Below are 16031 nucleotides of genomic sequence, written 5' to 3'. Positions count from 1 at the left end.
CGGATAGTTCCCGCCCGATAAGCTGACAAGGACGCGCTTCACGTGAACCAAAACTGGCATGGCACCCTGATTCGCCACATGCTGCTGCTGGTCACCGCTTGCCTGGTGATCGGCCTGATTACCGGCTATTACGGCTGGAGCCTCGCCGCAGGCCTGGGCCTGTACCTGGCCTGGACCCTCAAGCAATTGCTGCGCCTGCACGAGTGGCTGCGCCTGCACAAACCCGATGAAGCACCGCCCGACGGCTACGGCCTGTGGGGCGAGGTGTTCGACAGCATTTATCACCTGCAGCGCCGCGACCAACGAGTACGTGGGCGCCTGCAAGCGGTGATCGACCGGGTGCAGGAATCCACGGCGGCGCTCAAAGACGCGGTGATCATGCTCGACACCGACGGCAACCTGGAATGGTGGAACCGCGCCGCCGAAACCCTGCTGGGCCTCAAAACCCCACAGGACAGCGGCCAGCCGGTGACCAACCTGGTGCGTCATCCGCGCTTCAAGGAATATTTCGAGCAGGACAGTTACGCCGAGCCGCTGGAAATTCCGTCGCCGACCAACGATCGGCTGCGCATCCAGCTGTACATCACTCGCTACGGCAACAACGAGCACTTAATGCTGGTACGCGACGTAACGCGCATTCATCAGCTGGAGCAGATGCGCAAAGACTTCATCGCCAACGTTTCCCACGAGCTGCGCACGCCGCTGACGGTGATCTGTGGTTACCTGGAAACGCTGCTGGATAACGTCGAGGAAGTGAACCCGCGCTGGTCCCGAGCCCTGCAGCAGATGCAGCAGCAAGGTGGGCGGATGCAGACCTTGCTCAACGACCTGCTGTTGCTGGCGAAGCTGGAGGCCACCGATTACCCCTCGGACAACGCGCCAGTGGCCATCGACGGCTTGTTGCAGTCGATCAAGAGCGACGCGCAGCAGCTGTCCGGCCAGAAAAACCAACACATCACCCTGGAAGCCGACCCGACCATTCTGCTCAAGGGCAGTGAAGCGGAACTGCGCAGCGCGTTTTCGAATCTGGTGTTCAACGCGGTGAAGTACACACCGGCCGAAGGCAACATCCGCATTCGCTGGTGGGCCGATGAGCAAGGCGCGCACCTGAGCGTGCAGGACTCTGGCATCGGCATCGACAGCAAACACCTGCCGCGCCTGACTGAACGCTTCTACCGGGTCGACTCCAGCCGCAACTCCAACACCGGCGGCACCGGCCTCGGCCTGGCCATCGTCAAGCACGTGCTGTTGCGCCACCGCGCACGGATGGAAATCAGCAGCGTGCCAGGGCACGGCAGTACGTTTACCTGCCATTTCGCCCCGGCCCAGGTCAGCAAATCCGTGCTCATCGACACAGCCGACTGATACCGGCCAGCACGCGCCACTAGGCAATCGACCAGTCAGCCGCTACATTGGCTGACTGGCGCCTGCCTTTCAGGTGCACTGCTTTCCTTTCTTTCGAATACACGGAACCCGCAAAACTCCATCATGGACCCATCCCCTGGCTTGACCCTCGCGACACTCTTCGCCGATTTCGGCATGATTCTTTTTGCTCTGATCCTGGTTTTGCTCAACGGCTTCTTCGTTGCGGCGGAATTTGCCATGGTCAAACTGCGCTCGACCCGGGTCGAAGCCATTGCAGAAAAGAACGGCTGGCGCGGACATATCCTGCGCACTGTTCACAGTCAGCTCGACGCGTACCTCTCGGCGTGCCAGTTGGGTATCACCCTGGCTTCCCTTGGCCTCGGCTGGGTCGGTGAGCCGGCGTTTGCGCATATTCTCGAACCGCTCCTGAGCGCTGTGGGCGTCGAGTCTGCCGAAGTGGTCAAAGGCGTGTCGTTCTTCACCGCGTTTTTCATCATCTCGTACCTGCACATCGTGATCGGCGAGTTGGCCCCGAAATCCTGGGCCATCCGCAAACCCGAACTGCTGTCGCTGTGGACTGCGGTGCCGCTGTACCTGTTCTACTGGGCCATGTACCCGGCCATCTACCTGCTGAACGCCAGCGCCAACTTCATCCTGCGGATTGCGGGCCAGGGTGAACCCGGCCCGCATCACGATCATCACTACAGCCGCGAAGAACTGAAGCTGATCCTGCACTCCAGCCGTGGCCAGGACCCGAGCGACCAAGGCATGCGTGTATTGGCCTCGGCCGTGGAAATGGGCGAGCTGGAAGTGGTCGACTGGGCCAACTCCCGGGAAGACCTGGTGACGCTGGAGTTCAACGCGCCGCTCAAGGAAATCCTGGCGATGTTCCGTCGCCACAAATTCAGCCGTTACCCGGTGTACGACAGTGACAGCCAGGAGTTCGTCGGCCTGCTGCACATCAAGGACCTGCTGCTGGAACTGGCGGCGCTGGACCATATTCCCGAGTCGTTCAACCTCGCCGAACTGACCCGTCCGCTGGAGCGCGTATCGCGTCACATGCCGCTTTCGCAGCTGCTGGAGCAGTTCCGCAAAGGCGGCTCGCACTTTGCGCTGGTTGAGGAAGCAGACGGCAATATCATCGGCTACCTGACCATGGAAGACGTGCTGGAAGTGCTGGTGGGTGATATCCAGGACGAGCACCGCAAGGCCGAGCGCGGGATCCTTGCGTATCAACCGGGCAAGTTGCTGGTGCGCGGCGATACTCCGCTGTTCAAGGTGGAGCGACTGCTGGGCATCGACCTGGACCACGTTGAAGCCGAGACCCTGGCCGGGTTGGTCTACGACAGCTTGAAGCGGGTGCCGGAGGAGGAAGAGGTGCTGGAGGTCGAGGGTCTGCGGATCATCATCAAGAAGATGAAAGGGCCGAAGATTGTGTTGGCCAAGGTGTTGATGCTCGACTGAATGCGACGCGGGAGACCGCGTTGATCCCAAAAGATCGCAGCCTTCGGCAGCTCCTACGGGCGTACACCTGACCCTGTAGGAGCTGCCGGAGGCTGCGATCTTTTGCTTCTAAGGCCCAAGCGCAAAGTTGGGCAACGCGCCGACTGGTTGATTGAACTGGTACGGTATCGACACCAGCCCCATCCCGGTATTGCGCTGCACCACAAAGTGCAGGTGCGGCCCGCTGCTGTTGCCGGTATTGCCCGACAGCGCCAGGGCACTGCCCACCGCCACCCGCTGACCTTCCCGAACGCTGACCGAGCCCTGCATCAGGTGCAGGTACACGCCCATGGTCCCGTCATCGTGCAGCACCCGCACGAAATTGCCTGACGGATCGGTACCCCGCCCGGTCTGGCTATTTTCGGTCTTCACCACCATGCCGCCCCTGGCCGCGATGATCGGCGTGCCTTCGGGCATGGCGATGTCCATGGCGTAACGGTTTTTGGCACCGTAGTGGCTGTATTGACCATTGGCGCCCTGACTCAGGCGAAACGGTCCGCCTCGCCACGGCAATGGGTAGCGGTAGGCCATGGCGGCGCCTGCCGGGTCACCCAGGGAATATTTGAACATCGGGGTATACACCAGAGGTCTGCCCGCGCGAGTCGCCGTGAGCAGCGCCAGACGCAGGTTGCTGCGCGCCGGTAGCACCCGGCGAATCGGTCGGCTTGGCGCGCCAGTGATGTTTTTCAGACCGACAAAATTCAATTCGATCTCGACCGGCGCGTACAGGTCGTTGCGCGCGAACACGCTGTCGGCGCCCTGCTGTTTCTTGATGTCGAGATACACCTGGCCTTCAAGGCGCTCGACCATGCGATCACGAAAGACGAAGACCTTGGCGCCTTTGGAGGGGCGGTCGCTGTAGGAAACCACGCCGTTGGCGTCCTTGGACTTGTAGATAGTCATGGCCACGACCGAAGTGGAGGCCAGGAAAAGACCACAGAAAAACAGCAGGCGCGCGAGCATGGGCAAAGGTTCTGTCGGGGGAAGGCCTGGGAGGGAGCCTAGCAGCTGCAATGGACCTGGGTGGGGGGGCAGATGTTTCAAAATCGGCGGATCGATGGATGTGTGGTGATTTTGCTGGCGTCTTCGCGAGCAAGCCCGCTCCCACAGGGATCCTCTCTGTGCTGGAGATCCAGTTCACAGAGGAAATTTCCTGTGGGAGCGGGCTTGATCGCGAAGGCGTCCCTTGAGGCTATGAAAGATCAAGCACCCGGCACAAAATGCTTCTGTACCGTACCACGTGCTATCAATCGCGATATGTAATCGAGCTTCTGCGCGTCCTGGTCCACAAAACGGAAGGTCAGCTGCAACCACTCGCTGTCAGGCTTGGGTTCGTAGGCGACGATGGCATGCAGGTAACCATTCAGACGTGCAACCTCAGCGTTGTCCCCCTGCTCCAGATCGAGCACAGCGCTGTCGAGCACCTGCGGCAGCGTGTCGGTACGTTTCACTACCAACAACGCTTCCTTGAGACTCAAGGCCTTGATCACGCACTGCTGATTGCCACTCGACAGGCGCAGCTGCCCATGGCCGCGGCCACCGGAGGCAGCGGTCGGCGCAGCAGGCTTGGTCGTTGGAGTATTGAGCAGGCCACGCGATGGTGCGGGGGACGCAGGCGCAACCACCACGGTTGCCTGCCCACCGGTGAGCGCGTTCAGGGAGTCGTTGCCGAAGGCCGAGCTGATCTTGGCCGGCGCGCTGTTCATCAACGCATCGAGCTTGCCGATCTTGTTCAGGGCCTGCTTGACCTTGGTCAGCAACTGCTCGTTGTTGAAGGGCTTGCTGACGTAGCCGGAAACCCCCGCCTGGATCGCCTGGACGACGTTCTCCTTGTCGCCACGGCTGGTCACCATCACAAACGGCATGGTCTTCAGACGGTCCTGCTCGCGGCACCAGGTGAGCAATTCCAGGCCGGACATTTCCGGCATTTCCCAATCGCACAGCACCAGGTCGAACGTTTCCTTGGCCAACAGGGCCTGGGCCTTCTTGCCGTTGACTGCGTCTTCGATCCGGATGCCCGGAAAGTAATTACGCAGGCATTTTTTCACCAGGTCACGAATGAATGACGCATCGTCCACGACCAACACACTGACCTTACTCATCCATCACCCCTTACAAAACCCCGGCAAGCACAGCGACTTGCTGATGGCACACTGCCATAAACTCTCAGTCACGCCGGGACTTTTCGTTCTCGGGGTGCTGCTTCGAATTCGTACGCCGCAAACAAAAACGCCCGACCAAAAGGCCGGGCGTTTCTCTTGGGCAAACTTACTTATCGTCAGCTACACCCGGAACATTAGCGGTTTCGCCACTTGTGCCTTCAACTTCTTCTTTCATCCGCTTCAAGCCCAGGTGACGCACGTCGGTGCCGCGTACCAGGTAGATCACCAGTTCGGAGATGTTGCGTGCGTGATCGCCGATCCGCTCCAGCGAGCGCAGAACCCAGATGATGCTCAAGACCCGCGAGATAGAGCGCGGATCTTCCATCATGTAGGTCGCCAGCTCACGCAGGGCGGTCTTGTACTCGCGGTCGATGATCTTGTCGTACTGGGCCACCGACAACGCCAGGTCGGCGTCGAAGCGGGCAAAGGCGTCCAGGGCGTCGCGAACCATGTTGCGCACCTGGTCGCCGATGTGACGGACCTCGACGTAACCGCGCGGCGCTTCGCCTTCTTCGCACAACTGGATGGCGCGGCGGGCGATCTTGGTCGCTTCATCACCGATGCGCTCCAGGTCGATCACCGATTTGGAGATGCTGATGATCAGGCGCAGGTCGGAGGCCGCAGGCTGACGACGGGCCAGGATGCGCAGGCACTCTTCGTCGATGTTGCGTTCCATCTGGTTGATCTGGTCATCAATCTCGCGAACCTGCTGGGCCAGGCCCGAATCGGCCTCGATCAGCGCGGTGACGGCATCGTTGACCTGCTTTTCCACCAGCCCGCCCATGGCCAGGAGGTGGCTGCGCACTTCCTCGAGCTCGGCGTTGAACTGCGCGGAGATGTGATGGGTAAGGCCTTCTTTACTAATCATGTTGGCGTCCTTGGAGCGTCCGGTAAGGTGCGGTGGACCGCAGCGTCAGTTCAGTGAGCAACCACAAGTCCTAGCCGTAACGACCGGTAATGTAGTCTTCGGTCTGCTTCTTCGCCGGATTGGTGAACAGGGTATCGGTATCGCCGAATTCCACCAGTTTGCCCATGTACATGAACGCCGTGTAGTCGGAAACCCGCGCGGCCTGTTGCATGTTGTGGGTCACGATAACAATGGTGAACTTCGATTTCAGTTCGTAGATCAGTTCTTCGACTTTCAGCGTGGAGATCGGGTCGAGTGCCGAGCAGGGTTCGTCGAGCAGCAGCACTTCCGGTTCCACGGCGATGGTGCGGGCGATCACCAGACGCTGCTGTTGACCACCGGACAGGCCCAGTGCCGACTCGTGCAGACGGTCCTTGACCTCGTCCCACAGGGCGGCGCCTTTCAACGCCCACTCGACGGCTTCATCCAGCACGCGCTTCTTGTTGATGCCCTGGATGCGCAGACCGTAGACCACGTTTTCGTAAATGGTCTTCGGAAACGGGTTGGGCTTCTGGAACACCATGCCGACACGCCGACGCAGCTCTGCGACGTCTTCGCCCTTACGGTAGATGTTGTTGCCGTACAGGTTTATGGCGCCTTCTACGCGGCAACCGTCGACCAGGTCGTTCATGCGGTTGAAGGTGCGCAACAGCGTGGACTTGCCGCAGCCGGACGGGCCGATAAAGGCGGTCACGCGCTGTTTCGGAATGTTCATGCTGACGTCGAACAGCGCCTGCTTGTCGCCGTAGAACAGGCTCAGCCCCGGCACTTCGATGGCCACGGTTTCCTGCTCGAGGGTCAGGCTCTGCTTGTCGCGGCCCAGGGCGGACATGTTGATGCCGTGGGTATGTGTTTCGTGCTGCATGGGAGGCTCCCTGTGCTAACAAATTCGGTTCGGTTTTGTGGGAGTGAGCCTGCTCGCGATTCAGGCGGCGCGGTTTAACTCGGAAACCGCAGTGAAGCCATCGCGAGCAGGCTCGCTCCCACATAGAAATCAGTGTTGATCAGCTATCCAGCGCCTTATATTTTTCGCGCAGGTGGTTACGGATATATACGGCCGAAAGGTTCAATGTCGCGATCACCAGCACCAGCAGCAGCGCCGTGGCGTACACCAATGGCCGCGCTGCTTCGACGTTCGGGCTCTGGAAGCCGACGTCATAGATGTGGAAGCCCAGGTGCATGATTTTCTGATCAAGGTGAAGGTACGGATAGTTGCCGTCCAGCGGCAGCGAAGGCGCCAGTTTCACCACACCCACGAGCATCAGCGGCGCCACTTCACCGGCGGCACGAGCCACGGCGAGGATCATGCCGGTCATCATCGCCGGGCTGGCCATTGGCAGCACGATCTTCCACAGGGTTTCCGCCTTGGTCGCACCGAGGGCCAACGAGCCTTCACGCACGGTGCGGGGAATCCGCGCCAGACCTTCTTCAGTGGCCACGATCACCACCGGCACCGCCAGCAGCGCCAGGGTCAGGGAAGCCCAGAGCAGTCCCGGAGTACCGAAAGTCGGCGCCGGCAATGCTTCAGGGAAGAACAACCGGTCCACCGAGCCACCCAGCACATACACAAAGAAGCCCAGGCCGAACACGCCGTAAACGATCGCCGGAACACCTGCCAGGTTGTTCACCGCAATGCGGATCAGGCGAGTCATGGTGTTCTGCTTGGCGTACTCACGCAGGTACACCGCAGCCAGCACGCCAAACGGTGTCACGATCATCGCCATGATCAACGTCATCATCACGGTGCCGAAAATCGCCGGGAAGATCCCGCCTTCGGTATTCGCTTCACGCGGGTCGTCGCTCAGGAACTCCCAGACCTTGCTGAAGTAGAAGCCGATCTTGGTCATCGTGCCCATGGCGTTCGGCTGGTAGGCGTGAACCACTTTGCCAATGCCGATTTCGAGCTCTTTGCCGTTCGCGTCGCGGGCCGTCAGGCTGTCGCGGTTGAACTGGGCGTGCAGGTCGGACAGGCGCGCTTCGATGTCCTGGTAGCGGGCATTGATTTCGGCACGCTCGGATTCCATGTCGGCTTGTGCGGTTGCGTCCAGCTTGCCGGCCAATTCGAGTTTGCGGCCATGCAGGCGGATGCGCTCCAGACCGGCGTTGATCTCGCCGATGTCGGATTTTTCCAGGGTCTTGAGCTCGCCAGCCAGCCTGTTGACGCGGTCGACACGCGCCTGCAACTCAGGCCACGCTGCCTCGCCCTCAGCGATGACTTTGCCATCCTGTTTGACGTTGACCAGGTAGCCGTAGAAGTTGCCCCACTCGCGGCGCTCGATCGCCATCAACTCGGGCGGCGTCGTCTGGTTGGTCAGCCACTCGCCGACGATCCAGGTGAAATCGTTGCCATTCAAGTCACGGTTGCCGACCTTGATCAGCTCGCGGGTCATGAACTCCGGGCCCTGTTCAGGCACCGGCAGGCCAGCGCTTTTCAGGCGCTCGCGGGGCACTTCTTCTTTCTGCACCACTTCGCCAACCACCAGGTGGTTGGCTTGGCCAGGCACGTTGTAGCTGGCGTGGACCAGGTCCGCCGGCCAGAAGTGACCCAGACCGCGCACGGCGATCACGGCCAGCAAGCCGATGGTCATGATGACCGCGATGGACACCGCGCCACCGCTGATCCAGACGCCCGGGGCGCCGCTCTTGAACCATCCATTCAGGGAGTTCTGTTTCACAGACTTCTACCTTTCTTAAAGCGACGAGTATTTCTTGCGCAGACGCTGACGAATCAGTTCCGCGAGGGTGTTCATGACGAAGGTGAACATCAGCAGCACCAAGGCCGAAAGGAACAGCACGCGGTAGTGGCTGCCGCCGACTTCCGATTCGGGCATTTCCACCGCGACGTTGGCGGCCAGTGTGCGCAGGCCTTCGAACAGGTTCATTTCCATGACCGGGGTGTTACCGGTGGCCATCAGCACGATCATCGTTTCACCGACCGCGCGGCCCATGCCGATCATCAGCGCCGAGAAAATACCCGGGCTGGCAGTCAGGATCACTACGCGAGTCATGGTCTGCCAAGGCGTGGCGCCGAGTGCCAGGGAGCCCAGGGTCAGGCCGCGTGGCACGCTGAACACGGCGTCTTCGGCGATCGAGTAGATGTTCGGGATCACCGCGAAACCCATGGCCAGGCCGACTACCAGGGCGTTGCGCTGGTCGTAGGTGATGCCCAGGTCGTGGGAGATCCACATGCGCATGTCGCCGCCAAAGAACCAGTTCTCCATGTATGGGCTCATGTACAACGACAGCCAGCCCACAAACAGAATCACCGGGATCAGAATGGCGCTTTCCCAGCCGTCCGGCACTTTCAGGCGGATGGATTCAGGCAGGCGACTGAAGACGAAGCCCGCCACCAGAATGCCGATCGGCAACAGCATCAACAGGCTGAAAATGCCCGGCAAGTGGCCTTCCACATAAGGTGCCAGGAACAGGCCGGCGAAGAAGCCGAGGATCACCGTCGGCATCGCTTCCATCAGCTCGATCACCGGCTTGACCTTGCGGCGCAGGCTCGGCGCCATGAAGTAGGCGGTGTAGATCGCAGCCGCTACGGCCAGTGGAGCAGCCAGCAGCATGGCGTAGAACGCGGCTTTCAGGGTGCCGAACGTCAGCGGCGAGAGGCTTAGCTTGGGTTCGAAATCGGTGTTGGCGGCGGTCGATTGCCAGACGTATTTAGGCTCGTCGTAGTTCTCGTACCAGACCTTGCTCCAAAGTGCGCTCCAGGAGACTTCCGGGTGCGGGTTGTCGAGCAACAGCGGTTGCAGCTTGCCGTTGGCTTCGACGATCACGCGGTTGGCCCGTGGCGACAGGCCAAAAATGCCCTGGCCGTCGACCACCTGGTCCACCAGCAGGGTGCGGTGCGCAGTACTGTGGAACACGCCGAGCTTGCCGGACGCATCAAGGGCGATGAAGCCTTTGCGACGCTCTTCGGCAGTGATTTCGACGATGGGTGTGGTGCCCATCTGGAACGTGCGAATCTGTTTCAGGCGCTGCTCGCCATCCGGGTCGCGGGCCATGAACCACTGGGCCAGGCCGCCTTTGGAGTCGCCGAGGATCAGCGAGATACCGCCCACCAGCTGGGTGCTGGCAGTGATCTGCGCTTCGCCGTCTTCAAGCAGTTTGTAGCGACCGTTGAGGCTCTTGTCGCGCAGGCTGAACACGTCGGCCTGGGCACGCCCGTTGATCACGTACAGCCACTGCTGGCGCGGGTCGACGAAGATGTTCTTCACCGACTCGGTCATCTGCGGCAGCTCGATGCGCTTCTGCTCGTTGGTGACTTCGCCGGTCATCATGTTTTCTTCGCGGGTCAGCGACAACACGTTGAGCTGCGAACCGGTGGAGCCCACCAGCAACAGGGTCGAATCGGTGGCGTTGAGGCTGACGTGCTCCAGCGCCCCACCCGCCTCGTTCAGCGCGATCGGAGTCTCGCCATACGGATATTCAATGGCCGGCGAGATGGTCTTCTTGCCGTCTGGATAGGTGACTTTGTAGGTGTGGCGGAACACCAGGGCCTGGCCGTTGGAAAAACCCACCGCGACCAATGGCGAGCCAGGCTGGTCTTCGCCGATGGAAGTCACCTGGCTACCGGCCGGAACCGGCAGATCGACACGGCGCAGTTCGGCACCGCTGTCGAGGTCGAAGAACAACGCCTGGCCCTTGTCGGAAACGCGCATGGCCACCTGGTTCTGTTCTTCCAGGGAGATCATCAGCGGCTTGCCGGCGTCTTGCATCCAGGCAGGCGTGATCGAGTCCTTGGCCGTCAGGTCGGCGCCCTGGAACAGCGGCGCAACAATGTAGGCCAGGAAGAAGAAAATCAGTGTGATCGCCCCGAGCACGGCAAGGCCGCCAATGAGGACGTACCAACGCGTCAGGCGGTCTTTAAGCGCGCGCATCTTGCGCTTGCGTTGCAACTCAGGCGTATTGAAATCAATTCGCTTGGGGGGATTTGTAGTCATTGTGGAATTGGCCAGATCATTCATTCGCACACCCTAGCGATCCTGTATGACAGAAAGATGACAGTGCAGTGACGCAACAAATCCGCCGCCAGTGGAGACTGGCAGCGGAGCGGAAAATTTGGGGTGGTCCGGGGCGCGCCCCGGACCTAGGGTGTTACTTCTTTGCTACGTTGCCACCTTCGGACAGGCCCAGGTCAGCCAGTGCCTTTGCGGCAACTTTGGCTGGCAGTGGGATGTAGCCGTCTTTCACTACAACTTCCTGGCCCTGTTTCGACAGAACCAGTTTCACGAACTCAGCTTCCAGCGGGGCCAGAGGCTTGTTCGGCGCTTTGTTGACGTAAACGTAGAGGAAGCGCGACAGCGGATACTTGCCGTTCAGGGCGTTTTCTTCGGTGTCTTCGACGAACTCTGTGCTGCCTTTCTTGGCCAGGGCGACTGTCTTGACGCTAGCGGTCTTGTAGCCGATACCCGAGTAACCGATGCCGTTCAGCGAGGAGCTGATCGACTGCACGACCGAGGCCGAACCTGGTTGTTCGTTGACGTTCGGTTTGAAGTCGCCTTTGCACAGGGCTTCTTCCTTGAAGTAGCCGTAGGTGCCGGATACGGAGTTACGACCGAACAGCTGAACCGGCTTGTTCGCCAGGTCGCCGGTCACACCCAGGTCGCCCCAGGTTTTAACGTCGGTTTTGTTACCGCACAGACGAGTGGACGAGAAGACTGCGTCGACTTGTTCCATGGTCAGGTGCTGGATCGGGTTGTCCTTGTGGACGAATACGGCCAGGGCGTCCACGGCAACCGGGATAGCGGTTGGCTTGTAGCCGTATTTGGTTTCGAAGGCTTGCAGCTCGTTGTCCTTCATTTTGCGGCTCATCGGGCCCAGGTTAGCGGTGCCTTCAGTCAACGCAGGTGGCGCAGTGGAAGAACCAGCGGCCTGAATCTGGATGTTTACGTTCGGGTATTCTTTTTTGTAGTTCTCGGCCCACAGGGTCATGAGGTTGGCCAGGGTATCGGAGCCGACGCTGGACAGGTTGCCCGACACACCAGTGGTCTTGGTGTAGCTCGGGATCGACGGGTCAACAGCGGCAACCGCGTTGGCAGTCGCAACGCCAGCAGCGACAAAAGTCATTGCCGCCATCAAACGCTTCAGTTTCATGCCTTACTCCTAGCAGATAGGGTGTGTTAAGTCGGGGCCAAGTATCGGCAGGCCGTATGAACACTCTATGGCTGAAATATGACAATTGGATGAAAGGCCAGCATTGAGTTTTATGCCGGACGACCGCGTTATCGTTCTTCGCGAGCAAGCCCGCTCCCACCCTGGACTCAATTGGACATATTTCCTGTGTAAAGGCGCAGATCCGATGTGGGAGCGGGCTTGCTCGCGAAGGCGTCCTGATTAGCGCCCTTTCTTCCAGAGATATCCGCCGACCACGATCCCAACCCCACAAATAATCGCCACGTAATAAGCCGGCCCCATCGGGCTTTCCTTGAGCAGCAGCGTAACAACCATCGGCGTCAGGCCACCAAAGATGGCGTAAGCCAGGTTGTAGGAGAACGACAGCCCGCTGAAGCGCACCACCGCCGGGAAGGCTTTGACCATCACGTACGGCACCGCACCGATGGTGCCCACCAGCAAGCCAGTCAAGGCATACATCGGGAACAGCCAGTCCGGGTGGTTGAACAGGCTGTGGTAGAAGGTCCACGAGCTGATCAACAGCGCTGCACTGCCGAACACGAATACCCGGCCGGCGCCGAAGCGGTCAGCCAATGCACCGGAGGCGACGCAGCCCAGGCTCAGGAACACGATTGCCAGGCTGTTGGCCTGCAGGGCGGTGGTTGGCGCGAAGTGATAGACGGTCTGCAGCACGGTCGGGGTCATCAGGATGACCACGATGATCCCGGCAGAGAGCAACCAGGTGAGCAGCATGGAAATCAGGATCGCGCCGCGATGGTCCCGCAGTACTGCTTTGAGCGGCACTTCTTCGGCCAGCGCCTTGCGCAGTTGCAGTTCGGCAAATACCGGGGTTTCGTGCAACCAGCGACGCAGGTACACCGAAAACAGGCCAAACACGCCGCCCAGCAAAAACGGGATCCGCCAGGCGTAATCGGCGACTTCGGTCGGGGTGTAGAGGCTGTTGATGGCGGTTGCGACCAGCGAGCCCAGAAGGATGCCCGCAGTCAGACCGCTGGTCAGGGTGCCGCAGGCGTAGCCGATGTGCCGCTGTGGCACGTGTTCGGAAACGAAGACCCACGCGCCAGGCACTTCCCCGCCGATGGCGGCGCCCTGGATCACTCGCATCAGCAGCAGCAGGATCGGCGCCCACATGCCGATCTGCGCGTAAGTTGGCAGCAGGCCCATGATCAGGGTCGGTACCGCCATCATGAAAATGCTCAGGGTGAACATCTTCTTGCGCCCCAGCAGGTCGCCGAAGTGCGCCATGACGATGCCACCCAGCGGCCGCGCCAGGTAACCGGCGGCGAAGATGCCGAACGTCTGCATCAGCCGCAGCCACTCGGGCATGTCGGCCGGGAAAAACAGCTTGCCCACCACCGTGGCGAAGAATACGAAGATGATGAAGTCATAGAACTCCAGCGCACCGCCGAGGGCAGACAGCGAAAGGGTCTTGTAGTCATTGCGGGTCAGCGGACGTGCGGGTTGTGTTGGCTGCGCGATGCTCGAGGGCGCTGTGGTCATGGCAAGGGCTTCTCTTATAGTCGGATCTGCAACCTCAACAGCTCTGGCGGAGGCTTGGGCAGGTCCGGCACCATAGCAAATTGTTCGAAAAAGCACATGGATGTGCACTTTTGACGGTCTAAATGAGAACCGGACGGTCGTCTAGGAGTCTACCGACCGATATACTCGCGATCTTGCAAAGATTTGACAGGGTTGCTGCGCGAAAACGCCTGCCGGGGTACATAGGCGATTTCGCAGAGTTTCCCTTTAGGCGCCTTACGAAAAACGTGACGAACGTAGTATGTTCGGGGCTGAATCGTTTTTTCATAGGACGGCCATTCACCTGAAGTACTAATGAAGAGTCACGGGTCAGAGGCACCCCCGGCATGATAGAGCTCGAACAAGAAGATCCAATCCCGCAAGGCGACCTGGCCCTGCAAATCACCGCATTGCCGCGCGAAACCAACGGTTTCGGCGACATTTTCGGTGGCTGGCTAGTGGCGCAGATGGATTTGGCTGGCACCGCAATGGCCAGCAAGGTGGCGGGTGGTCGCGTGGCCACCGTGGCGATCGACCGTATGGCGTTCCTGGTTCCGGTGGCGGTGGGCGCTCAGCTCTCCTTTTATACCCAGGCCCTGGAAATCGGCCGTAGCTCGATCCAGATGATGGTCGAGGTGTGGAGCGACGATCCGCTGTCCAGCGAATGGCGCAAGGTCACTGAAGCGGTGTTTGTGTTCGTTGCCATAGATGGCAGTGGTCGCACCCGTTCGGTTCCGTCTAGAGCGCGGTAATCAGAAAGGCGTCAAACGCTGCCGGCGTTTTGCGGTCCATTGCAGTACTGTTCCAGATTGAGAGTTGCCCCATGAGCACGCCTAACGTTGAAGCCATGAAGCTGGATGAACTGAACTGCTGGCGCATCCGCCACGGTCAGGCTGAACTGCTGGTAGCACAGCAAGGCGCGCATATCCTCAGTTATCAAGTGGCCGGCCAACCGCCGCTGATCTGGCTCAACGATGAGGCCGTGTTCAAGGCCGGCAAGAGCATTCGTGCCGGTGTGCCGGTTTGCTGGCCGTGGTTCGGCAACTTGGCGCGCAATCCGCAGACCGTACAAGCGATGCGCATCAGTCAGGAACCGCCGACGGCCCATGGGTTTGTGCGCACGATGGACTGGGAGCTGGCCGGTATCGAGACCGAGGGTGAAAGCCTGCAGGTGGAGTTCGTGCTGCCCTACCCTGAAGGCGGATTTGCGGGCTGGCCGCATGAGGTGGATCTGAAGCTGGGCATTCGCCTGGATCAGCAGCTGCACATCAGTTTGACCAGTCATAACCGCGGTAGCGACAGCGTCGCGATCAGCCAGGCTTTACACAGTTATTTCGCAGTCAGTGATGTGCGCAACGTGCACGTCGAGGGTCTGGATGGTCTGGACTACATCGAGACGCTGGATGACTGGAAAACCGTGAAACAGAACGGCGACCTGGGTTTTTCCGGGGAGACTGATCGCATTTATCTCAATACCCCCGTGAAGCTGAGCATTGTCGATCCGACGTGGGAGCGCCGCATTGAGCTGACCAGCAGCGGCTCGCGCTCGGCAGTGATCTGGAATCCGTGGATTGAACGCGCGGCAGCGCTCAGCGATATGGCCGACGATGGCTGGCAGCACATGCTGTGCATCGAGACGGCAAATGTGATGGATGATGTGGTGGTGTTGGCGCCGGGGGCTAGTCATACGCTTGGTGTGAGTATCGGTAGCAAGCCGCTTTAAAAGCATCGCGGGCAAGCCTTGCTCCCACAGGACAGAATGAGACCTGTAGGAGTGAGCCTGCGCGCCGTGGGAGCAAGGCTTGCCCGCGATGGCGGTGGCATTCACAACTCCGATCTGACAGGCAGACCGCTGTCGCGAGCAGGCTCACTCCTACAGTTGAATTTCTACAGATCTGACTCTTGCACCACCCGCACCTTCGAAGCATCCAGCGCATACGCCGCATCGGCCAGGTCGTTGTTGACCTTCTCGACCTTCAGCGTGCCCGTCACCCACAGCGGCGTGTAGATATCATCCAGCTTCAAGCCCTTGGGATAGCGCACCAGCACCAGTTGATTGGGTGGCGGTGGCGGTACGTGGATGCAGGCGCCCGGGTACGGCACCAGGAAGAACAGCGTACTGCGGCCCTTGGCGTCGCTCTCCAGCGGTACCGGGTATCCGCCAATGCGTATGTTCCTGTCGTTCATCGACGCGACGGTCTTGGTCGAATACATCACCGCCGGCAAGCCCTTGCTCTGCTTCATGCCACCCTTTTCGGTAAAGGTGCCATCGCTTTCCGGGGAGTTGTGGTCGATTTCAGGCATGGCCTCGAGGGCTTTCTGGTCCGACTTGGGCATCAGTTCCAGCCAGTCGGTTTCCGGCAGTTCGCCGCCATGGGCAAAGCCGGCGCCCAGTAGAAGTACAGTCAACAGAATACGGCGCATGAAGGTGCTCG

General features: G+C 60.2%; 13 protein-coding genes. 4 read left to right on the top strand and 9 right to left on the bottom strand.

Translation table 11 applies throughout. The features are described 5' to 3' along the window. The first annotated feature begins 78 nt into the window (after nt 1–78). Both phoR and ACYZTK_RS15845 read left to right on the top strand, forming a co-directional pair. Nucleotides 79–1365, top strand: coding sequence for a phosphate regulon sensor histidine kinase PhoR (gene phoR, locus ACYZTK_RS15850; protein ID WP_462014909.1), 1287 nt, complete (start codon nt 79–81; stop codon nt 1363–1365). A gap of 123 nt (nt 1366–1488) precedes the next feature. Next, a complete protein-coding gene (locus ACYZTK_RS15845; RefSeq protein ID WP_462010755.1) occupies nt 1489–2829 on the top strand; it encodes a hemolysin family protein in 1341 nt (446 codons plus the stop codon). A 108-nt stretch (nt 2830–2937) separates the two neighbouring features. Here ACYZTK_RS15845 and ACYZTK_RS15840 read toward each other — a convergent pair whose 3' ends face one another. From ACYZTK_RS15840 to ACYZTK_RS15805, 8 genes are all read right to left on the bottom strand, one after another. Continuing rightward, a complete protein-coding gene (locus ACYZTK_RS15840; RefSeq protein WP_462010754.1) occupies nt 2938–3831 on the bottom strand; it encodes a peptidoglycan DD-metalloendopeptidase family protein in 894 nt (297 codons plus the stop codon). Between the two features lie 239 nt (nt 3832–4070). After that, nucleotides 4071–4970, bottom strand: coding sequence for a response regulator (locus ACYZTK_RS15835; RefSeq protein WP_462010753.1), 900 nt, complete (start codon nt 4968–4970; stop codon nt 4071–4073). A 166-nt stretch (nt 4971–5136) separates the two neighbouring features. Continuing rightward, nucleotides 5137–5898 (bottom strand): phosphate signaling complex protein PhoU, encoded by a 762-nt coding sequence (phoU, locus tag ACYZTK_RS15830; protein ID WP_045057807.1) that lies wholly within the window; start codon nt 5896–5898, stop codon nt 5137–5139. Nucleotides 5899–5968: 70 nt separating this feature from the next. Further along, nucleotides 5969–6802, bottom strand: coding sequence for a phosphate ABC transporter ATP-binding protein PstB (gene pstB / locus ACYZTK_RS15825; protein ID WP_462010752.1), 834 nt, complete (start codon nt 6800–6802; stop codon nt 5969–5971). A gap of 139 nt (nt 6803–6941) precedes the next feature. Continuing rightward, a complete protein-coding gene (gene pstA, locus ACYZTK_RS15820) occupies nt 6942–8612 on the bottom strand; it encodes a phosphate ABC transporter permease PstA (protein WP_462010751.1) in 1671 nt (556 codons plus the stop codon). Between the two features lie 15 nt (nt 8613–8627). Beyond that, nucleotides 8628–10661, bottom strand: coding sequence for an ABC transporter permease subunit (locus tag ACYZTK_RS15815; RefSeq protein WP_462014908.1), 2034 nt, complete (start codon nt 10659–10661; stop codon nt 8628–8630). 379 nt (nt 10662–11040) lie between these two features. Then, on the bottom strand, nt 11041–12039 hold the full coding sequence (locus ACYZTK_RS15810) for a phosphate ABC transporter substrate-binding protein PstS (protein ID WP_462010750.1): 999 nt from the start codon (nt 12037–12039) through the stop codon (nt 11041–11043). Nucleotides 12040–12279: 240 nt separating this feature from the next. Further along, nucleotides 12280–13578: an MFS transporter gene (locus ACYZTK_RS15805; RefSeq protein WP_462010749.1), complete on the bottom strand. Its 1299-nt coding sequence runs from the start codon at nt 13576–13578 to the stop codon at nt 12280–12282. A 365-nt stretch (nt 13579–13943) separates the two neighbouring features. Between ACYZTK_RS15805 and ACYZTK_RS15800 the strand changes: the two genes are divergently transcribed. Both ACYZTK_RS15800 and ACYZTK_RS15795 read left to right on the top strand, forming a co-directional pair. Further along, nucleotides 13944–14348, top strand: a complete 405-nt coding sequence (locus ACYZTK_RS15800) for an acyl-CoA thioesterase (protein WP_003176975.1) — start codon at nt 13944–13946, stop codon at nt 14346–14348. Between the two features lie 71 nt (nt 14349–14419). Further along, entirely contained in the window at nt 14420–15319 is a 900-nt protein-coding gene (locus ACYZTK_RS15795; RefSeq protein WP_462010748.1) for a D-hexose-6-phosphate mutarotase, read from the top strand. A gap of 164 nt (nt 15320–15483) precedes the next feature. On the opposite strand, the gene ACYZTK_RS15790 is transcribed toward ACYZTK_RS15795, so the two are convergent. Next, nucleotides 15484–16020, bottom strand: coding sequence for a DUF3299 domain-containing protein (locus ACYZTK_RS15790; RefSeq protein ID WP_462010747.1), 537 nt, complete (start codon nt 16018–16020; stop codon nt 15484–15486). Nucleotides 16021–16031: the final 11 nt, after the last annotated feature.

The organism is Pseudomonas sp. LB3P31, from assembly GCF_054897945.1.
The sequence above is the reverse complement of the archived record's forward strand: the minus strand, read 5'-3'. Positions and strand labels throughout refer to the sequence as shown.